The 18,746-nt window shown below is 69.1% G+C and carries 17 protein-coding genes and 1 pseudogene; 9 read left to right on the forward strand and 9 right to left on the reverse strand.

The window, feature by feature from the left end; all coding sequences use genetic code 11:
• Nucleotides 1–4: 4 nt before the first annotated feature.
• Entirely contained in the window at nucleotides 5–220 is a 216-nt protein-coding gene (locus tag GGR89_RS07675) for a hypothetical protein (RefSeq protein ID WP_125974352.1), read from the forward strand.
• Nucleotides 221–302: 82 nt separating this feature from the next.
• Nucleotides 303–533 carry a 50S ribosomal protein L31 gene (gene rpmE, locus GGR89_RS07680; protein ID WP_064313046.1) on the forward strand — a complete coding sequence of 77 codons (231 nt, stop codon included), beginning with the start codon at nucleotides 303–305 and terminating at the stop codon, nucleotides 531–533.
• A gap of 120 nt (nucleotides 534–653) precedes the next feature.
• Here the strand turns inward: rpmE and GGR89_RS07685 are convergent, their stop codons facing one another.
• Both GGR89_RS07685 and GGR89_RS07690 read right to left on the reverse strand, forming a co-directional pair.
• A complete protein-coding gene (locus GGR89_RS07685) occupies nucleotides 654–1,667 on the reverse strand; it encodes a zinc-binding alcohol dehydrogenase family protein (protein ID WP_125974350.1) in 1,014 nt (337 codons plus the stop codon).
• Nucleotides 1,668–1,766: 99 nt separating this feature from the next.
• Nucleotides 1,767–2,657 carry a LysR family transcriptional regulator gene (locus tag GGR89_RS07690; protein ID WP_125974348.1) on the reverse strand — a complete coding sequence of 297 codons (891 nt, stop codon included), beginning with the start codon at nucleotides 2,655–2,657 and terminating at the stop codon, nucleotides 1,767–1,769.
• Nucleotides 2,658–2,915: 258 nt separating this feature from the next.
• On the opposite strand from GGR89_RS07690, the gene GGR89_RS07695 reads away from it, so the two are divergent.
• From GGR89_RS07695 to GGR89_RS07705, 3 genes are read left to right on the forward strand one after another with little or no spacing between them, the layout of a single operon-like run.
• Nucleotides 2,916–3,692 carry an ABC transporter ATP-binding protein gene (locus tag GGR89_RS07695; protein WP_125974346.1) on the forward strand — a complete coding sequence of 259 codons (777 nt, stop codon included), beginning with the start codon at nucleotides 2,916–2,918 and terminating at the stop codon, nucleotides 3,690–3,692.
• Nucleotides 3,689–5,128, forward strand: coding sequence for an ABC transporter permease (locus GGR89_RS07700; RefSeq protein ID WP_125974344.1), 1,440 nt, complete (start codon nucleotides 3,689–3,691; stop codon nucleotides 5,126–5,128). Before GGR89_RS07695 ends, GGR89_RS07700 begins: the two co-directional genes overlap by 4 nt.
• Complete coding sequence (locus GGR89_RS07705) at nucleotides 5,125–6,396, forward strand: DUF3526 domain-containing protein (RefSeq protein ID WP_125974342.1); 1,272 nt, start codon at nucleotides 5,125–5,127, stop codon at nucleotides 6,394–6,396. Before GGR89_RS07700 ends, GGR89_RS07705 begins: the two co-directional genes overlap by 4 nt.
• Here the strand turns inward: GGR89_RS07705 and acpA are convergent.
• A complete protein-coding gene (gene acpA, locus GGR89_RS07710) occupies nucleotides 6,383–8,032 on the reverse strand; it encodes an acid phosphatase (RefSeq protein WP_241217876.1) in 1,650 nt (549 codons plus the stop codon). The genes GGR89_RS07705 and acpA overlap by 14 nt on opposite strands.
• A 79-nt stretch (nucleotides 8,033–8,111) precedes the next feature.
• Entirely contained in the window at nucleotides 8,112–8,540 is a 429-nt protein-coding gene (locus GGR89_RS07715) for a MerC domain-containing protein (protein ID WP_125974505.1), read from the reverse strand.
• A 198-nt stretch (nucleotides 8,541–8,738) separates the two neighbouring features.
• Here GGR89_RS07715 and GGR89_RS07720 point away from each other — a divergent pair, with 198 nt between their 5' ends.
• Both GGR89_RS07720 and GGR89_RS07725 read left to right on the forward strand, forming a co-directional pair.
• On the forward strand, nucleotides 8,739–9,362 hold the full coding sequence (locus GGR89_RS07720; protein WP_125974340.1) for a DUF1826 domain-containing protein: 624 nt from the start codon (nucleotides 8,739–8,741) through the stop codon (nucleotides 9,360–9,362).
• A complete protein-coding gene (locus GGR89_RS07725) occupies nucleotides 9,359–10,510 on the forward strand; it encodes a CobW family GTP-binding protein (protein ID WP_125974338.1) in 1,152 nt (383 codons plus the stop codon). Before GGR89_RS07720 ends, GGR89_RS07725 begins: the two co-directional genes overlap by 4 nt.
• 17 nt (nucleotides 10,511–10,527) lie before the next feature.
• Here the strand turns inward: GGR89_RS07725 and GGR89_RS07730 are convergent, their stop codons facing one another.
• The gene (locus GGR89_RS07730; protein ID WP_245201605.1) at nucleotides 10,528–12,501 is read right to left on the reverse strand and encodes a M1 family metallopeptidase; all 1,974 of its coding nucleotides are present in this window, start codon (nucleotides 12,499–12,501) and stop codon (nucleotides 10,528–10,530) included.
• A 98-nt stretch (nucleotides 12,502–12,599) separates the two neighbouring features.
• On the opposite strand from GGR89_RS07730, the gene GGR89_RS07735 reads away from it, so the two are divergent.
• Both GGR89_RS07735 and dmeF read left to right on the forward strand, forming a co-directional pair.
• A complete protein-coding gene (locus GGR89_RS07735) occupies nucleotides 12,600–12,875 on the forward strand; it encodes a metal/formaldehyde-sensitive transcriptional repressor (protein WP_010543460.1) in 276 nt (91 codons plus the stop codon).
• 9 nt (nucleotides 12,876–12,884) lie between these two features.
• Nucleotides 12,885–13,810: pseudogene (gene dmeF, locus GGR89_RS07740) on the forward strand (CDF family Co(II)/Ni(II) efflux transporter DmeF).
• On the opposite strand, the gene GGR89_RS07745 reads toward dmeF, so the two are convergent.
• Genes GGR89_RS07745 through GGR89_RS07760 form a run of 4 tightly spaced genes read right to left on the reverse strand, consistent with a single transcriptional unit; the run spans nucleotide 13,791 to nucleotide 18,434 of the window.
• A complete protein-coding gene (locus tag GGR89_RS07745) occupies nucleotides 13,791–15,254 on the reverse strand; it encodes a PepSY domain-containing protein (RefSeq protein ID WP_241217873.1) in 1,464 nt (487 codons plus the stop codon). The pseudogene dmeF and the gene GGR89_RS07745 overlap by 20 nt on opposite strands.
• Nucleotides 15,241–17,409 (reverse strand): TonB-dependent receptor, encoded by a 2,169-nt coding sequence (locus tag GGR89_RS07750; protein ID WP_125974336.1) that lies wholly within the window; start codon nucleotides 17,407–17,409, stop codon nucleotides 15,241–15,243. Before GGR89_RS07750 ends, GGR89_RS07745 begins: the two co-directional genes overlap by 14 nt.
• Nucleotides 17,410–17,445: 36 nt before the next feature.
• Complete coding sequence (locus tag GGR89_RS07755) at nucleotides 17,446–18,240, reverse strand: HoxN/HupN/NixA family nickel/cobalt transporter (protein ID WP_125974334.1); 795 nt, start codon at nucleotides 18,238–18,240, stop codon at nucleotides 17,446–17,448.
• The gene (locus tag GGR89_RS07760) at nucleotides 18,237–18,434 is read right to left on the reverse strand and encodes a DUF1289 domain-containing protein (RefSeq protein ID WP_125974332.1); all 198 of its coding nucleotides are present in this window, start codon (nucleotides 18,432–18,434) and stop codon (nucleotides 18,237–18,239) included. The genes GGR89_RS07755 and GGR89_RS07760 overlap by 4 nt, the downstream gene beginning before the upstream one ends.
• Between the last annotated feature and the right edge of the window lie 312 nt (nucleotides 18,435–18,746).

Raw genomic sequence — 18,746 nt, forward strand, 5'->3', positions numbered from 1 at the left:
GACCATGGACGCACTGACCTGGTTCGGCCTGTTCGCGGTGACGGCGATGCTGGTCACCTATGCGCTGGAGGCGCGCTCGACCTGGTGGGTGCTCGGCTTTGCCGGCGCCTGCCTGCTCGGATCGGCCTATGGCTTCCTGCAGGGGGCCTGGCCGTTCGGGCTGGTCGAGGCGATCTGGTCGCTCGTTGCGCTCCGCCGCTGGTGGCGCATGCGGCAATGAGGTTGCGTGCGGGCCCCAGCTCTGCTAGGCGCGCGCGTCCGCTGCCGGTCGGAAACCGGCGGCCTCTTTCAAGGAATTCGATGTGAAGCAGAACACCCACCCCGATTATCACATGATCAAGGTGCAGATGACCGACGGCACCGTGTACGAGACGCGCTCCACCTGGGGCAAGGAAGGCGATCTCATGCAGCTCGAGATCGATCCGCTCGCGCACCCGGCCTGGACCGGCGGTCGCGGTCAGCTGCTCGACCAGGGTGGCCAGGTTGCGCGCTTCAACAAGCGCTTCGGCGGCCTCACGCTCGGCAAGAAGTAATGGGTTCACGCCGGGCCTTTCGGGGCCCGGCGTTTACCGGCCCTGCGGGGTCGGTCGGGAGATCGCGCCGCAGCGGCGCGATCGATACGCCGGCCTGCACCGCAGGCGGCATCAGGCTGATTACAGCGCTTCCAACACGGTTTTGCCGATCGCGCGACCGCTTTCCAGCAGGGCGTGCACCTGCTTCAGATTGGCGGCATGGATGCCGGCGATCCGCTCCCGCAAGGTCGTCCGCAATACGCCGGCGTCGACGAGCTGTGCTACCTCCTCCAGCAGACGATGCTGCTCGATCATGTCCGGGGTGTGGAACATCGCGCGGGTGAACATCAGCTCCCACGCGACGGTGATCGACTTGCGCTTGAGCGGCACGATATCCAAGTGCGCGGGATCGTCGATGAGCGCGATGTGCCCCTGCGCCGCGACGATCTTGGGGAACAGCGGCAGGTAGCGATCCGACGCGGTGAGGCCGGCGACATAGTGGACTTCCGGATGGCCGATGCGGACGAGTTCCTCGTCCAGCGGCTTGTGATGGTCGATGACATGATGCGCGCCCATCTGCTCGGCCCAGGCGATCGTCTCCGGGCGCGAGGCGGTGGCGATGACCGTGAGGCCGGTCAGCCGGCGCGCCATCTGGATCAGGATCGAACCGACACCCCCGGCGCCGTTGATCACCAGCAGGCTGCCTTGCGCCTGCTTGCGGCCGTGCGGCACGTTCAGCCGCTCGAACAGCAGTTCCCAGGCCGTGATCGCGGTGAGCGGCAGCGCGGCGGCTTCGGCCCAGTCGAGGCTGGTCGGCTTGTGACCGACGATACGCGCGTCGACCGTGTGCAGTTCTGCATTGGCGCCCGGGCGGGTGATGTCGCCCGCGTAGAAGACCGCATCGCCGCGACGGAACAACGTCACGGCATCTCCCACCGCCTCGACGATGCCGGCCGCATCCCAGCCAAGGATCTTTGGCCCGCCTTCGGGCGCCGGGCTGCCGGCGCGGATCTTCACGTCGACCGGATTGACCGAGACGGCCTTCACCCGGACGAGCAGGTCCTGCGGGCCGGGGGTGGGCGCGGGAATGTCCAGGTCGAGCAGCGCGTCGTCCCGGTCGATGCTGCCGGGCTGGTGGTAACCGATGGCTTTCATGTCGAACCTCCTGATGATCGTTCGGGGTTCAGATTGCCCATGCGAATGCGGTTTGCCACGCCCAGTTCCGCACGACCTCCATGCGGTGACGCATGCCGTTCAGAGTTCGGGCGGCAATGCGGCGACGAGCATATCGACGAGCGTTCGAAGCCGTCGCAACCGCCGCAGATCCTGGTGATAGCCGAGCCACAGGTCGCGCGGCGGCGGCGCCTCGCTCTCCAGGCGGGCGAGCGGCAACTGATCGCCGATCACGCGGGGCAGTACTGCCAGCCCGGCGCCGGCGACGCAGGCAGCACCCTGCGCCTCGCGATTGTTGCTGCGGAAGGCGGGCAGGGCGGCGGGCCAGCGGCCCCGCAGCCAGGCGACGTCGGGCAGCTGATCGAGCGCGCTGTTCATCGTCACGAGCCGATGGCCGTTGCCGTCCCCGCTCGCGCGCGGATCGCCGCAGCGCTCCAGATAGGCGGGGGCGGCATATAACGCATAGCGAATGCGCAGGAAGCGGCGCTGGACGATGTCGCTGCCGGAGAAGGGCACGAAGCGCAGTACCAGATCGGCCTCGCGCCGCTGGAGATCATAGAGCCGGGAGTCGGCCAGCACTTCCACCACCAGCCCGGGATGCTCGATCGCGAAGCCGGCCAGCGGCGCCGCCAGTACCCGCGACGAAACCCAGTCCGAGGTGGAGAGCCGCAGCACCCCTTCCAGTCCGCGCGCGCCGCCGATCAGCTTGCGCTGCAGGGCAACCGCCTCCTCCGCCATCTGCTCGGCATGCACGAGCATCGCCTCGCCCTCGTCGGTCAGGCGGAAGCCGGCAGGCGTGCGCTGGAACAGCGCCGCGCCGATGGCTTCCTCCAGGCCGCGCAGCCGCCGGCCGGCGGTGGGCTGGCTGAGCCGCAGGCGCTCGGCGGCTGCGGTCAGCGTGCCGGTGCGGGCGATCTCGACGAACAGCTTGAGATCATCCCAGTCGAGACGAAGCGTCGGTTCGGGAGCCATGCCGCTTCATCGCCGCGCGCGTGCATCCGCACAAGGCATGGCGGACGAGCGCAGGCGGCGGCTGCATCCCCATGCGACGCGGCAACAGCGTCGTGCGGGACGGCGGTCGGCGCCGCGACTATGCCCATGGCCGCCGACCGGCATGACGGTTCATGTCGCTGCGGCCGTCCCTCCCATCGTGAAAAATGTTTGCGGGACGAATCTTCGTCTAGCCAAGCAACGACTTCGGCGGCAAAGGGACGGTATAACGTCGCATTCATGTTCCGATCATCTACCTCCCGAAGCCGAGGAAGCCCCGTGACCGCTGTCGAACCGCCGATCCTGCTCGATCAACTGACCCTCAGCTATGGCCCGCACCGGGTGCTCGACGCGCTATCGCTCGCCGTCGCGGCCGGTAGCATCACGGCGCTGCTTGGCGGCAACGGCGCGGGCAAGTCGACGACGCTCTCGGTTCTGCTGGGCTTTGCGCGCGGCGATGCGGGCCGGGCCGCGGTTTGCGGGATCGATCCCGGCACCGACCCGGACGGCGCGCGCCGCCGGATCGCCTATCTGCCGGAAAATGTGGCGCTCTACGAGCATCTGACGGCGGTAGAGAATGCCGACTATCTGCTGGCGCTGTCCGGCCAACGTCAGCCGCGCGGGGCGATCACCGACGCGCTGGCCGCCGCCGGGCTGCAGGAACGCGCCTGGCACCAGCGGCTCGACGGCTTCTCCAAGGGCATGCGCCAGAAGGTGGCGATCGCGGTGGCGCTGCTGCGCGCGGTGCCGGTGCTGCTGCTCGACGAGCCGACCTCGGGGCTCGACCCGCGCGCCACGGCGGACTTCAACGCGCTGGTGTTGCAGGTGCGCGATCGGGGGACCGCGGTGCTGATGGTCACGCACGACCTGCTCTCCGCCGCCGACGTGGCGGACCGCATCGCCTTTCTGGAGGCCGGCCGCGTCCGTCACGAAGTGCTGGCGGAAGGACCGGATCGCTTCGATGTCCGCGCGCTCCACGCCCGCTTCCAGGCCGGCGAAGCGCAGGCTGCGGCATGAAGGTCGTTCGCCTGATCGCCCGCGACGAGCTGCGGCTGATGCTGCGCAACCGCGTCGCGATGATCGCCTTTGCGCTGCTGGTGCTGCTGACGCTGGTGGCGGTGGCGAGCAGCTGGTCGCACCAGCGCGGCATGGCCGAGCTGCGCGCGCGGCATGCCCAGGCGGCCGAGGATGCGTTCCACGCCCAGCCGGACCGGCACCCGCACCGGGTGGTGCATTACGGCCATTTCATCTTCCGCCCGCTGGGGCCGCTGGCGGCGTTCGACCCCGGCGTCGACGTGTTCACCGGCAACAGCATGTTCCTGGAGGGGCACCGGCAGAACACCGCCAATTTCGGCGATGTCCGGCAGAGCTCGCTGCTCGTCCGCTTCGGCCAGCTCACCCCGGCGTTCGTGCTGCAGGTGGTGGCGCCGCTGCTGCTGGTTTTTCTCGGCTATGGTGCCCTCGCGCGGGAGACCGAACGCGGCACGATGCGGCTGCTGATGCTGCAGGGCGTGACGCGGCGGCAGATCGTTGCCGGCAAGCTGCTCGCGCTCGCCACCGTGGCGATCCTCGCGGCGCTGCCGGCGCTGCTGGGCTTCGCACTGATTGCCGGCCAGCCGGGCGCGCTGGCGCTGCCGATGCTGGTGATCGCGCTGGGATATTGCGTCTATCTGGCGCTGTGGGTGGTGCTGATCCTGCTTGTCTCGGCGCTGGTCCGCCGCAGCCGTGACGCGCTGCTATCGCTCGTCGCGCTCTGGGCGATCGCGGTGGTGCTGCTGCCGCGCGTTGCCCCCGATGTCGCCAGCGCGGCGGTGCCGCTGCAGAACCGCCTCCAGACCGATGTCGCCATCGCCCGCGACCTCCGCCGGATGGGCGACAGCCACAATCCCGACGATCCGCATTTCGCCAAGTTCAAGCACGCGGTACTCGCGCGCTACGGCGTGACCCGCGTCGAGGACCTGCCGGTCAACTACAAGGGGCTGCTCGGCGTGGAGGGCGAGCGGCTGACCACGGCGCTCTTCGATCGCTATGCCGGCCAGAGCTACGCCGCGCAGGCACGCCAGAACGCCATCGTCGAAACCGCCGCGGTGCTCAGCCCGGCCATCGCGATCCGCTCGCTGTCCATGGCGGCCGCGGGTACCGATTTTGCGGGGCACCGAAGGTTCCTCGAACAGGCCGAAGCCTATCGCTACGCGCTGGTCCAGCGGCTGAACGCGATGCAGGCGGAGAAGGTGCGCTACAGCGACGATACCGCCGAGGATGCGGGTGCCGATCGCCGCAAGCGCGTCTCGGCCGCCAACTGGCAGGCCATGCCCGATTTCACCTTCGTCGCGCCGAGCGGCACCGCGCTCGCCAAGGCAGCGCTGCCCGGGCTGGCCGTGCTGCTCGCCTGGCTGGCCGTCGTCGGCCTGCTGCTCGCGCTGGCGACCCGGCGCCTGGGAGCCTTTCGATGACCCTGTTCCTGCACGAAGTCCGGCTGCTGCTTCGCCAGCGGCTTACCCTGTTGTCGCTCGCGCTGCTCGGCCTCCTCACCGTGGCTGCGCTCGCCGCGGGCATGGCCGAAGTCGCGCGCCAGCGCGCCGCCATCGCGGCGATCCCCGCCGCGCAGGCGGAGGATATCGGCGCGATCGCCGCCTGGGTCGATCAGAAGAAGGATGCCGGCAGCGCCGCCTATTACAGCTTCCACGCGACCTGGGATCCCCCCGCGCCGCTCGCCTTCGCCGCTTTGGGGATGCGCGACGTGGCACCGTACATCCTGCGGGTGCGGGCGCTGGGGCTGGAAGCGCAGATCTATGACGGCGACACCTTCAATCCGGAGCTGGCGCTGCCCGGCCGGTTCGACTTCGCCTTCGTCCTCGTCTTCCTCTCGCCGCTGTTCGTGATCGCGCTGTTCCACGATCTCGTCTCGGGCGAGCGCGAGGCCGGGCGCCAGCGCACGCTGGAGGCGCTGCCCCGGGGCGGCGCGGCACTTTGGCGGCGGCGGACCGCGCTGCGGCTGGGGCTGCTCTGGGCGACGCTCGCGCTGCCCTTCGTCGTCGCTGCCGTTGTGGAAGGCGTGGGCGCGCCCGCCATCCTGCTCGTGCTCGTGGTGATCGCGGCCTATCTGCTGTTCTGGGTCGCGCTGGCGGCGCTGGTGGGCCGGCTGCGCTGGAGCTCGGTCGCCAATGCCGCGACGCTGGCGGCGGCGTGGCTGGTGCTGGTGCTGATCGTGCCGACGCTCGCCAACGTGCTGATCAACCAAACGGTCCCGGTCGACCAGGGAGCCGAGATCGCGCTCGCGCAGCGCGATGCGGTCAACCGCGCCTGGGACATCCCGCGCGAAGCGACGATGCGGCGCTTCTATGCCGCGCATCCCGAATGGGCGGATTCGCCGCCGCTGGGGTCGCAGTTCCACTACAAATGGTATTTCGCCTTCCACCAGAATGGCGACGAAGCTGTCGCTTCGCGGGTCCGCGCCTATCGTGCCGGGCTGGAGCGGCGCGATGCGGCGGGCAGGGCGCTGGGCTGGCTGCTGCCCTCGGTGGGCGTGCAGGCGCTGTTGACGCGGCTGGCGGATACCGACCTGGCCGCCCAGCTCGCCTATCAGGACCGCATCCGCGCCTTCCACGCGCGGCTGCGGGCCTTCTACTACGACTATCTTTTCCACGATCGACCGTTCGGCAAGGCGGACTTCGACCGTGCGCCGCGGTTCGCGTCGCCCGAGACGCTCAGCCGATCGTAAGCGCGCCGGTGAGGTCGCCCGGCGCCGGCCCGCCTGCGGCGACCATCGCGCGCTCGCGTTCCACCAGGCCGGGCAGCGGGGGCAGGCCGAAGCGCCGCGTGAGGAAGCGCGCGATCGAGCCGGTATCGTAGACGGTGTGGTCGACATGGCCGCGCTTGGCGAAGGGGGAGACGATCACCGCCGGGATGCGGGTGCCCGGGCCCCAGCGATCGCCCTTGGGCGGAGGCACATGGTCCCACCAGCCGCCATTCTCGTCGAAGGTGATGACGACCAGCATCTTGTGCCATTGCGGGCTGCGGCGCAGCGCATCGACCACCACCGCGATATGCTGGTCGCCGGCCTCGACGTCCGAATAGCCGGCATGCATGTTGAGGTTGCCCTGCGGTTTGTAGAAGCTCACCGCAGGGAGCGTGCCGGCCGCCGCGTCGGCGAGGAAGTGGTTGGTGCGCGGCGTCTCGCCTTCGCCGGCGTCGCGCAGATGCTTGGCGCGCGCCGCCGTGCCGGGCGCGAACTGCGCGAAATAGTTGAGCGGCTGGTGATGGGGCTGGAAGTTGGGGCGGCTGGGGAAGCTGCCGTCGTTCGCGTGGCCCGCCAGCGCGGCGGCCCAGCCGCCGGCATACCAGGCCCAGGACACGCCCTTGGCGGAAAGCACGTCGCCGATCGTCGCGTGGCGCTGGGGGACCATCGTCTTGGCGTCGCTCCAGTCGGCATAGCCCGGCCGCTCGGGATCGAGCTGGTAGGTCGGCGCATAGGGCGGCAGCATCGTGTTGACCGACCAGAAATCCGGGGTGAGCGAACTGGGGACGAAATCGGGCGGCCCGTCCAGCGCGCTTTTGGGCGAGCTCGGCTTCAGCTTTAGACGTATGCCGGTCGTGTCGTTGCCCTCCACCTGCGCGATGCGGCCGCGCGCCGGGCTCTTGTCCGCATCGGGATAGAAAGGCGGGCGGGCGGCGACGAGATATTGGTGGTTGAGATAGGAACCGCCGAACGCCCCCATGAAGAAACGGTCGCACAGCGTGAACTCGCGCGCGATCTGCCAGAGGCGGAGTTTCGCCGAGGCCTCGCCATAATGGCCCATCACCAGCGCGCCGCTGTCGCCCCAGGCGACGAAGCCGTCGTTGCGGCCGCCGTTGATCTGCAGCTGGTTCTGGTAAAAGGCGTGGACCAGGTCGCGCGTCACCACGCCGTGCGGCAGCGGATCGCCTTCCTGCGTCGCCAGCGCGAAGGGCGCGTTGGCGAGCGGCGGCAGATCGTCCGGGCCGATCTTGTAGCGGCGATGCTCGACCACCTGCTCGTCGGGTACCATGCCTTCCCAGATCTTGGGCAGCGCCTTCAGCACCGATCCGTCGCGATCGCGCTGGGCGGTGCGGGCCGGGGGCGCTGCCGCGAGCGGGTCGGCGAGACCGGGGAAGCCGGCGAAGAGATTGTTGAAACTGCGGTTCTCGGCGTAGATCACCACGACGGTCTCGATCTCGGTCAGTCGTCCCGTGCCGCGCCCGGCCGCTTCGGACGGCGCGGCCGCCAATACCCCGGCCATGCCGACCGCGCCGAGCAGCGCGCGCCGCTCGGGATTCGCGACGGCGTCGGGGGCGGCAGCCCGTTCGGGGGCGAGGGTCTCGTCATCGTGCATCATCATGTCTCCGGTCCTCGCCCTGTGGCGTGGCGAGGTCCATGTGACAATATTCTATTACATTTATTTGTCGGTAGCCCGAGCGTCAGCACGCCAGATCGCAACGGCGGCGCCACGCGAGCGGACCGGCACGCCGTCGCCAGTTCGCGAGGTGCGCGCCGGCGAGGAGCAGGCTGCCGGCGACGGTGAGCCCGGTTTCGAACAATTCCCGCATCGGCAGCGCCACGCCGGCGGCGAGCGACGCCAGCCCGATTACCCCCAGGATCAAGGGCGCGGCTGCGCGGTGACGGCGCCAGCCGCCGCCGAGCGCGATCGCTCCGGTGGGGAGCGCAATCGCCAGTACCAGCCAGTGCAGGCTGTCGTGCGGCCCCAACCGCGCCGCCAGCGCGGGGAGCGCGGCGAGCAGCAGCGGCAGCACGAGGCAATGCAGCAGGCACAGCGCCGAGGCGCAGATGCCGAGCCCATCGAGCCTCCCTTGCCACCCCGCCGCTGCACGTCGTTCGTCCTGCACCATTCCTGCCTTCCCGCCGCGCTGCGGCTTGAGCCTCATCCATTTTACGGATAGAGATGATACATCATATCCTCAGTTCAAGGATCGTCGGTTGGTTTCCATCGACTCTGCCGGCCCAGGCCGCGCGACCAAGCGTTGTTTGAAGGCGCCGTTTCTGCGCAACCAGTGTCTCTCCAATGCCGCGCCAGGCGAGGTGTCGCTATGATCGCCGCTGCGGGGCAACGCACGGCTGCACCGGCCGTGGCGCTGGAGCGCGGCGATCCCGGCGTGCTCGAAGCCGTGGTGCGCCCGGAGGTACACCTCGCGATCTGGAACCGACCGCTGCCCCTGGCACTCGCCTGGCTGCCGCAGCTCGACTGGTCGAAGATCGACGACCTGGATTTCACGACGACGCTGGAGGCGCTGGAGGCGGACGTCGCCGAGGGGCTGGCGGAAGCCGGATACCCGGCGGGCGCCCGCGGCGACGCGCTCGCAGGGGAAATGATCGACCACGCCCGCCGTTTCGCCGCGGTCCAGCAGATCGACGCGCTCGCCATCCGGCTCGAGGTGATCGAGACCGACGCCTGCCACAAATTCCATGCAGACCATGTGACGGCGCGGCTGCTTACCACCCTGATGGGAACGGGCACGCAGTGGATTCACGGCGACGCCGGCCCCGACACGCCGATCCGCCAGATGCGCACGGGTGACGTCGCGATCTTCAAGGGCCGGCTGGCGACGGAGGCGTTGGCGATCCTCCATCGCTCGCCGCCGATCGGCGATACGGGGGAGACGCGCCTGCTGCTCGCGATCGATCCGGCTCCCGCGCCGAGCCTGCCGGAATGAGCGGCGTGATGGCGGGCGAACAGGCGCTGATCCCGATCAGCGTGCTCACCGGGTTCCTCGGCAGCGGCAAGACGACGCTGCTCAATCATCTGGTGCGGATGCCGGAGCTGCGCCGCGCGCTGGTGATCATCAACGAGTTCGGCGCGGTCGGCCTCGACCATGATCTGATCGCGCGGTCCAACGAGGACATGGTCGTCGAGATGATGGGCGGCTGCCTGTGCTGCACCATCCGCGGCGACCTGCGCGCCACGCTGCGCGATGCGCCCTGGCGGTTCGCGCGCGAAGGCCGCTGCTGGTTCGATCGCGTCGTCATCGAGACGACCGGCCTCGCCGACCCGGCACCGATCCTGCACACGCTGATGACCGATCCGCAGCTGCGCACGCTCTACCGGCTGGACGGCGTGATCACCACGGTGGACGCGTTCAACGGCATGGCGACGCTCGACAGCCAGGAAGAAGCGGTGCGCCAGGCCGCGGTCGCCGATCGCATCGTGCTCACCAAGATCGATCTCCTGTCCAGCGACGCGCGGCGCGAGATCGAGGCGCGGCTGCGCGCGATCAACCCGGCGGCGCCGATCGTGCCGGTGCTGCACGGCGTGATCGAGGCCGACCGGCTGTTCGATGCCGGCCTGTACAATCCGGAGACCAAGAGCCTCGACGTGCAGCGCTGGCTGCAGGCGGAGGCCTATGACGCCGCACACGGGCACGGGCACGGGCATGGTGACCACCACCACCATCACCATCACGACGTGAACCGCCATGACGATCGCATCCGCGCGACCTGCCTGACCTTCGATGCGCCGCTGCGTGCCGAGGCGTTCGAGCGCTGGATCGACATCCTGACCAGCCTGAAGGGCGCGGACATCCTTCGCGTGAAGGGAATCGTGCACTTGCGCGATCATCCCAGGCCGGTGGTGGTGCACGGGGTGCAGCATCTGTTCCACCCGCCGGTGGAGCTGGACGACTGGCCCTCCGAGGACCGCCGCACGCGCATGGTGTTCATCACCCGCGACATCACCGCGGATCAGCTGCGCGGCACGCTGTCGCTGATGACGATCGGGCTCGATCGCTTCGGGCTGCAGGGATTGGTGGAGCAGATCCCGGCGCCCGGCGTCCCCGGCGGCGTGATCGGGGGCGGCTGGGCCTGACGGCGGCCGCCCCGATATCATCGTGCCACGTTGTTGCTCCGGTCGCGGTCGGGCAGCTTGTGGTCAGGATCGATTTCCGCGCGCACGACCCGCTGTGGTCCGGGCACGTACACATCGGTGCTGGCGGTGCGGATCCAGGTTTCGACCGGTAGCGCGACGTCGCGCTTCGAGCCGTCGGCAAAGCTGACGCGCAGCGTCGCCGGCATCACCATCGGATCGCGGTTCTCCACCGTCACCAGCGAGCCTTCGCCCTGCCGTGCCGGGCCGATCCGGGTGACCGCCTGGTCGAGCGTCCAGTTGTGGACATACCAGCCGCGCCACCACCAGCTCAGGTCCTCGCCGCTGGCATCCTCCATCGCGCGGAAGAAGTCGGCGGGCTTGGGATGCTTGAACGTCCAGGCGGCGATGAACCGGCGGAAGGCCGGATCGAACCGCTCCGGCCCGAGGATCTGCTCGCGCAGCAGGGTGAGGCCGAGCGCCGATTTGAAATAGGTCACCGCGTGCCGGTATTTCTCGGTCACCGTATCGGCGCGCGAGAGGATCGGCGGGGCATAGGGATCGGCGAGGACCGGCAGGATCTCGTCCACCGGATTGCCGCCGCCCTCGGCATATTCGCTGTCGCGCTTGGGCCCATATTCGCCGTGGTTGAAGGCATCGGATTCGTAGACGTCGATGAAGGTGTTGAAGCCCTCGTCCATCCAGGCGTCCCGCCGCTCGTCGAAGCCGACGATCATCGGGAACCAGCTATGGCCGATCTCGTGTGCGGTGATCCAGAACAGCTCGTTGCCGCTATCCTCGATCCCGTCGAACACGATGCCGGGATATTCCATGCCCGTCGCGATGCCGGCGACGTTGACCGCATTGGGCCAGGGATAGGGATACCAGCGGCGCGAGAACTCCTCGACCGCATGCTTCAGATATTCGGTCGAGCGGCCCCATTTGTCGCGGCCCTGGCTCTCCGCCGGGTAGACCGACATGGCCAATCCCGTCTTGCCGCCGGGCAGGTTCATTCGCGCCGCATCCCAGGCGAAGGCGGACGAGGCGGCAAAGGCGACGTCGCGGCTGTTCTCCATGCGGAAGTGCCAGGTGAGCGTGCCGTCCTGCCGGGGGCGGGAGGCCGGGGTGCCGATCTCGCCCCGTGCGATCACTTCGACCGTCGCATCGCTGGTCCGCGCCTTGGCGAGCCGTGCACGCTGGGTGGCGGTGAGCACGTCCTGCGGGTTCTGCAACTCGCCCGATCCCGCCACGATCATGCCGGCGGGCAGCGTCACCCAATAGTCGAAATCGCCATAGTCGAGGTAGAATTCCTGGGCGAGATAGGGGAGCGGATCCCAGCCGCGCAGATCGTCATAGACGGCCATGCGGGGATACCATTGCGCGATGTTGTAGACCTCGCCGTCGCGGGCCTTGCCCCAGGCCATGCGGCCGCCCCATTCGCCGGGAATGGTGAAATGGTAGCGGATGCGCAGGCTGATCTTGCCATGCGAGGGCAAGGCCGTCGGCAGCGACACCTGCATGCGCGTATCCGAAATCAGCGGCGTAACCGCGATCGTCTTGCCGCCGGACAGCAGCTCGACCGCCTCGATCACCATGCCGTCGGTGGTGCCGCCGGGCACGCGTCCGCTCGCCATCGCCCCGCGCGAGCCCGGCCGGTAGAGATTCTGGTCGAGCTGGAGCCACAGACTGTCGAGCCGATCCGGGCTGTTGTTGGTGTAGGTGATCGTCGCCGTCCCGCTGACACGCTTGGCGGCCGGATCGAGCGTCGCGTGGATCTGGTAGTCCGATCGGTTCTGCCAATAGCCGGGCCCCGGCAGGCCGTTCGCACCGCGAACCGTATTCGCCGGGCTGGGCAGCGCGAGCGGCGCGAAAGCCGTAGCGGGATCGTAGCGCGTCTGCGCAACCGCAGGCAGGGCAGCGAGGGCGAGCGCCCCGGCGAGAGGATAGGCCAGATGTTTCAGGGGAAGGCTCCGTTTGTCTCGTGGGGCAAGCATAGGAAGATGGGCCGCAACGTCCACTGCTTTGGCGCGTGGGGACAGGGGGCGTTCGGCCCCTTGCGGACGGCATAAATATAGGGGTAGGGGGTACCCCTATGAGTCACTTGACCGATGCCAGTCCCGAACTGATCGCGCGCGTCCGCCGGATTGCCGGACAGGTTGCCGCCGTGGAGCGCGAACTCGTTGCAGGCGCACCCTGCGGCAAGGTGCTCCATCTGGTGGCGGCCGTGCGGGGCGCGGTGAACGGGCTGGTCGACGAAATCATCGCCGAGCATCTCGAAGCGCATGTCGCCGGGGCGGGGCTGACCGACGAGGCGCGTGCCCAGGGCGCTGCCGATCTGCTGGCGGTGATCCGCCGCTACTCCAAATAGGATGCTGCCATGCTGACGGCCTCTGACGCTGCCGCGCTGAACCATAGCCATGATTTCCTGGGCGCCGCGCACGACGCGAACGCGCGGCGTATGCAGTGGGTGGTCCTGGTCACCGCCGGCATGATGGTGGGCGAGATCGCCGCGGGCTATGCGACGGGCTCGATGGCGCTGCTCGCGGACGGCTTCCATATGGCGACGCATGCGGGTGCGCTGGCGGTCGCGGCGGGGGCCTATGCCTTTGCCCGGCGCCATGCCGCGAGCGGGCGGTTCAGCTTCGGCACCGGCAAGGTCGGCGATCTCGCGGGCTTCGCCTCGGCGCTGTGCTGGGGCTCGTCGCTGCCGGGATCGCCGGCGAGTCCGCCTGGCGGCTGTTCCAGCCCATGCATGTCGATTTCGGCACGGCGACCTGGATCGCGGTGCTGGGGTTGCTGGTCAATCTCGCCAGCGCGCTGCTGCTGAGCGGCGGGCATCACCACCATCACCACCATGATCACGGGCACGCCCATGGCCATGACCATCACGGTCACAATCACGACAATAATCTGCGGGCCGCCTATGTGCATGTGCTGGCCGATGCGCTGACCTCGATCCTCGCCATCGCGGCGCTGCTGGCGGGGCGCTATCTCGGCTGGTCGTGGATGGATGCGGCGGTGGGGCTGGTGGGCGCCGTGGTCATCGCGTGCTGGTCGTGGAGCCTGTTGCGCGACACCGCCGCCATGTTGCTCGACGCGACCGACGACCATGTCGCGGAAGAAGTGCGCGCGCTGGTCGAGGCGCCGGGCGATGCCCGCATCGTAGATCTGCACGTCTGGCGCGTCGGCCCCGAGGCGCGGGCGGCGATCGTCAGCGTCACCGGCGTTTCGGACACGGCGCTGGTCCGCCGGCGCCTGGCGCCCGTCCACGAACTCGCCCATCTCACGATCGAGACGCGCTGACTCGCACGCGTCGCCAGCCGAGCACCACGCCGGTGATGCTGAACAGGAACCCCGCCGCCAGCGGGAGCAGGAGCAGGAGGCGGCGCAGCGCGGGCCGTGTCGTCAGGCCGGGCACGTTGCCGGTGTGCAGCGCATAATAAACCCAGGCATAGGCGGCGCGGCTGGAGTCCATCACCGTCAGCAGGCGGCCGCTATTGCCGTCGACATACAGGTCCGGCGCGGCCGGGGCGCCCGATGGGATCCGCCAGGCCGAGCGTGGCCAGCCTTCGGCCAGCGCATAGGTCGCATCGGGATCGACCGGCAGAACGTGGGCCGCCGAAGCCTGCGGCCAGCTGGCGGCGACCGCACGCAGCACCAGCGCGCGCATCGCTGCGTCGTCGATCCGGCGTCCCGCACCGTCGACGCGTTCGACGGTGCCGTTCGCGGCCGAGCGCGTCAGGATCGCGCGGCAGGCCAGTGGGGTCACGCTGATCTCGGACGGCGCACCGGCGGCCAGTCGCGTGGCGTCCACCTGCCGGAGCACATCCGCCAGCGGGCAACCGGCATAGGCCTGCGCCTGCGCGGTGGTGGGCGTCCCGCGCGAGAACAGCCGCCCATGGTCCATCGACAGCCAGCCGCTGACAATCCAGCCGAGCACGAACACGCCCGCGCCGAGTCCGAGCAGGTGATGCCAGCGCAGCCAGCGGCGGCGGAAGAAGGTCAGGCGCGGCGGATGGAGGCGCCGTGCCGCGAGCATGCGCACGATACCCAGGACCATGCCCGCGATCGCGACCAGCATGCAGACCAGCGACAGCCACCAGATGCTGGCATCCCAGGCGCGCCAGTCCTTGCGCAGCGGCGTCACATAGACCCAGTGCAGCACCGCCCCCGGCCAGTTCCATGCCCGTGCGCTGCGGCGGGTACGCTGGAGCAGCTCGCCCGAGCGTGCCGACAGATAGAGCTGTGTGCCCGCTGCGTCTTTCGCATCGAGGCGGTAGAAAGGGCGGGCCGGATCGAACCGGTTGTGCACCACCCATTGATCATAGGCGAACGGCCCGGTGGCGCTGGCTCCAGTGCCGAAGATCCGGCGCGCCTCGGCAAGTGCCTGCGCGGTCGAGAGCGGTGGGAGAATCGCACCCGTCCTCGCATCGATGGCCTGTAGGACGCCGCCGCCTTCTACGACATAGGCCGGGCGTCCGGCGCGCTGGACCAGTCGCAGCGTCTCCGCGCCGGGAAGCGCGGCTGCGGCCCGTACTGGTGGGACCAAGTCCGCGTGCGGTGCGATCGGCGCCTGCAGCGCCATTTGTGCGGCATGCGGCAGCGCCGGAAAGGGCTGGAACAGCATCACCGCGCCGCTGGCGAACCAGGCGGCGAAGATCAGGCAGGTGGCGACACCGAGCCACCGGTGGAACCAGACCAGCACCGCCAGCAGGCGCCGCGACAGGTGCGCATCAGAAGCGGGCAAGCAGGCTCACCTCGGCACGGCGTGGTTCCCCCAGCATCACCTGCGCGGGGTAGTAGATGTCGGCCCATTGCACGAAGCTCTTGTTCCAGACGTTGTTGACCCGCCCGGTCAGCGACAGGCGCGGGGTGAGCGCCCAGGTCGCATAGACGATGCCGGTCGCATAGGGGCGCAGCACGAGCGTGTTGGCAGTGTTGCCGAACCGCTCGCCGACGAACTTCACCCCGCCGCCCGCTTCGAGCGGCAGCCCCGCGATCTTCTGGACGCTGGTCCAGACATTGGCCGTCCAGTCGGGCACGTTCGGCGGCCGGTTGCCCGATGCCGCGACGCCGTAATTGGGATCGACGAAGTTGCCGTAACGGGCATCGACATAGGTGCCGCTGGCGGTGACCGCCCAGTGCGGCGTCAGCCGCGCCTCGCCCGAAAGCTCGAGGCCGCGCGAACGCTGGCGGCCGATATTGCTCACCGTGTCGATCGCGACCTGGGTCAGGATGTTGCGGCGTTCGATGTCATAGGCCGCCAGCGTCAGCGATCCGCGGCCGCCGAGCAGCGATGCCTTCACCCCCGCTTCGACCTGGCGGGAATTGGACAGCGCGAAGTTCTGGCCGGCATTGACCAGAAAGAGGTTCGCGCCGACCGGATCCTGGCCGGTGCTGTACGACGCATAGGCCGTCACCGCCGGCGTCAGATCGTAGACGAGGCCGGCGCGCCAGTTGAACGGCTTGTAGACGCGGCGGAAGCTCGAGCCCGCGGCGAAGCTGCCGTCGAGGTTGAAATTCTCGCGCGTCAGGAACAGCCGCTCGGTGCGCAGGCCGGTGACGAGCTTGAGCCTGGCCGTCAGGTCCAGCGCATCCTCGGCGAACAGCGCGATCTGGTCCCAGCGGGTAGGGCTCACCCGGCGGTCGAGCGGGCCGAAGCTGCCGCGCACCGGCCGCAGCAGGTCGACGCTGTCTCCGTCCGGGAAGCCGCGGCTGCGGACGAAATCGAGATGGCTATAGTCGAAGCCGACCACCAGCTTGTTCGACAGCCCGGCGAGGTGGTGGCGGAAGGTCGCGCTGCCCTGGTCGCCCACCAGATCCTGCCGGTGGAAGACGAAGAAGCGGTCGCGATCGATCCGCCCGGTGCCGGGATTGTAGGTGTAGTTCTCCGCGTTGATCCACTGGCGGTCGGCGTGGAAATAATAGGCGGTGTTGGCCAGCGTCACCGTGTCGGAGGGCGACCAGGTGACGGCAAGCCGCGGCCAGACCTGCCAGCTGTTCGCTCGGCTGTCCGCGACGTTGTAGTTGACGAAGCGGGTGCGGCGATCGACCATTGCGCCGCTCGCGCTGGTGAGGATGCCGGGGATCGGATCCGTCGCCGCGCCGGCGGGGAGGAGCGGGGTGCCGTAATAGGTCGACAGCCGATCGCGCAGATAGTCGACGCTGAGCTCGACCGAAAGCGTGCTCGACGAACGGTAGCGCAGCCCGCCCGTCACGTTGAACGAATGCGGGCCGGTATCGTCGACAAAGCCGTTCGAGCGGTGATAGCTGGCATCGACCCGCGCGGCGAGCGTGTCGCTCAGCACGCGGTTGCCGCCGAGGCCGAGGCTGACCGTGTCGAAGTCCCCATAGGCGGCGAGCGCCTGGCTGCTATTGCGCGCAAAGTCCGGGCGCTTGTTGACGATGTTGACCGCGCCGCCCACTGCACCTTGGCCGTAGAGCACCGAGCCGGGGCCCTTCAGAACGTCGATGCCCGCCAAGTTGAAGCTGTTGCCCGGCCGGTTGATCATGTTGGCGGGCCCCAGATACAGGCCGTTGTGCAGGATCGTGATCTGCTCGCCGGTAAAGCCGCGCATCGAGAAGAGCGACGGATCGCCCGGCGAGCCGCCGGAGATGATGCCGGGCAGGCTGCCGGTCGCTTCCTCGACCGTGCGGAAGCCGCGCGTCAGCATCTCGTCGGCGCCGATCCGGTCGAGCGTCGCGGGGGTTTCGCGGATGGATAGGTCGAGCCGGCTGCCGGTGGGTACGATCACGTCGAGCTGGCGGAGGCGCCAGCCGGTGACGGTGATCTCGTCGGCGGTGCTGCCGGGTGCTGCCCCCTGCGCCAGGGCAGGCGCCGCAGCGGTGGCGGCGAGCGCGAGCAGCGCCGTGCGCGGCAGGTGCCGCACCTTCATGGTCATGTCGAAATCCCCCTTGGAAAGTCTTGTAATGGGCGCTCAGGCGCGCGTTCCTGCCGTTGCCCGCCAGCGGCTGGCGAGCAGCAGGAGAATGATCGTGGCCGCGGCGGCGACACCGATCGCGGTGAATGCTCCGTCCGGCAAGGCGACGGTCAGCCCTGCCAGTTCGGCGAGCGCATAGCCGGCGGTGCCGAAGCTGAGTGCCACCACCAGCCAGCCCACCGCGCGGCGATAGCGCTGCACGGTTGCGGTGGCGCGGCCGCGGGTACGCAGCAGCCGGGCGACGATCTGGCTGTCGAGCGTATCGGCCAGCATCATGCCGATGGCGAAGGTCGCGGCGATCGCCAGCGCGGCGGTCGTCCCGCCCTTCGCCGTTGCCGCGGCACCCCAGGCCGCGGCTTGCGTGGCGGTGTCGAACACCAGCCCGAAGATCGCCCCGATCGCGACCACCGCCAGCGGATGGGTGCTGGTACGCAGCCGCTTCGGCACCAGCGCGCTTCGCCACCCCACGGGCGTGTAGCGCGCTTGGGTCAGCAGCGCGTGCAGGTTGAGCGTTCCCACGATCAGCAAAAGGCCGATCACCGCGAGGTCGATCATCGGCGCCGTCCGGGCCGGCAGCACGAACGCGCCCGCCGCCAACGATACCCCGATGGCGACGGCGGCGACCGACAGGCTGTGGCCCAGCGCGAACAGCGTGCCGACCCACAGCGCCAGCCGTGGCCGCACCTCGACCGTGCGAAACACGATATTGTCGATCACCGCGACATGATCGGGATCGAGGCCATGGCGCAAGCCCAGCACGAAGATCAGCCAAAGCGCGGAAAACTCGATCATGCCTCTTCCTCGGCAACCCGCACGCCGCGCGCGTCGAGCTTGGCCAGCCGCGCCGGCAGCGCCTTGCGGATCGCCAGCAGGCGGGGGCGCGGCGCCTTCTTCCATTCGCGGCACTCGGGCAGCGTGCGCCCGCACGCGACGCACCAGCCGGTGCGGCCGTCGAACCGGCAGACGCTGATGCACGGGCTCTTCATGCGCGGCCGGTACCCGTTGGTCGGTCAGGAATCGCAGGAATGCGGCACGGAGACGATGTGGGGAAAAGGGAGGACATGAACGCTCGCATGATACAATGTATCATTCATCATTGCGGATGTGATGACAGGAATCAAGCGCCGAGGTTCGCGAAGGGGGAGGCCTATACGCGGGATCTCGCGCCGGAGAGCATCGCGTGGCCCGGAAACACTCCGTAGCAATCCTCGCGCTTGCGCAACAATTTGTATAACGTTACAACATCTCACGTCGCTGGCGGGCCACAGGGTCGCCAGACGTTGCGCATTGGGTCCGCC

The organism is Sphingomonas trueperi (assembly GCF_011927635.1).
GTDB lineage: Bacteria > Pseudomonadota > Alphaproteobacteria > Sphingomonadales > Sphingomonadaceae > Sphingomonas > Sphingomonas trueperi.

What these genes read in the sequence shown, in the direction of transcription:
- GGR89_RS07675 (WP_125974352.1), top strand. Translation starts at nt 5, where the DNA reads ATGGACGCACTGACCTGGTTCGGCCTGTTCGCGGTGACGGCGATGCTG.
- GGR89_RS07685 (WP_125974350.1), bottom strand. Translation starts at nt 1,667, where the DNA reads ATGAAAGCCATCGGTTACCACCAGCCCGGCAGCATCGACCGGGACGAC.
- GGR89_RS07690 (WP_125974348.1), bottom strand. Translation starts at nt 2,657, where the DNA reads ATGGCTCCCGAACCGACGCTTCGTCTCGACTGGGATGATCTCAAGCTG.
- GGR89_RS07695 (WP_125974346.1), top strand. Translation starts at nt 2,916, where the DNA reads ATGTTCCGATCATCTACCTCCCGAAGCCGAGGAAGCCCCGTGACCGCT.
- GGR89_RS07700 (WP_125974344.1), top strand. Translation starts at nt 3,689, where the DNA reads ATGAAGGTCGTTCGCCTGATCGCCCGCGACGAGCTGCGGCTGATGCTG.
- GGR89_RS07705 (WP_125974342.1), top strand. Translation starts at nt 5,125, where the DNA reads ATGACCCTGTTCCTGCACGAAGTCCGGCTGCTGCTTCGCCAGCGGCTT.
- acpA (WP_241217876.1), bottom strand. Translation starts at nt 8,032, where the DNA reads ATGATGATGCACGATGACGAGACCCTCGCCCCCGAACGGGCTGCCGCC.
- GGR89_RS07715 (WP_125974505.1), bottom strand. Translation starts at nt 8,540, where the DNA reads ATGGTGCAGGACGAACGACGTGCAGCGGCGGGGTGGCAAGGGAGGCTC.
- GGR89_RS07720 (WP_125974340.1), top strand. Translation starts at nt 8,739, where the DNA reads ATGATCGCCGCTGCGGGGCAACGCACGGCTGCACCGGCCGTGGCGCTG.
- GGR89_RS07725 (WP_125974338.1), top strand. Translation starts at nt 9,359, where the DNA reads ATGAGCGGCGTGATGGCGGGCGAACAGGCGCTGATCCCGATCAGCGTG.
- GGR89_RS07730 (WP_245201605.1), bottom strand. Translation starts at nt 12,501, where the DNA reads ATGCTTGCCCCACGAGACAAACGGAGCCTTCCCCTGAAACATCTGGCC.
- GGR89_RS07735 (WP_010543460.1), top strand. Translation starts at nt 12,600, where the DNA reads ATGAGTCACTTGACCGATGCCAGTCCCGAACTGATCGCGCGCGTCCGC.
- GGR89_RS07750 (WP_125974336.1), bottom strand. Translation starts at nt 17,409, where the DNA reads ATGACCATGAAGGTGCGGCACCTGCCGCGCACGGCGCTGCTCGCGCTC.
- GGR89_RS07755 (WP_125974334.1), bottom strand. Translation starts at nt 18,240, where the DNA reads ATGATCGAGTTTTCCGCGCTTTGGCTGATCTTCGTGCTGGGCTTGCGC.
- GGR89_RS07760 (WP_125974332.1), bottom strand. Translation starts at nt 18,434, where the DNA reads ATGAAGAGCCCGTGCATCAGCGTCTGCCGGTTCGACGGCCGCACCGGC.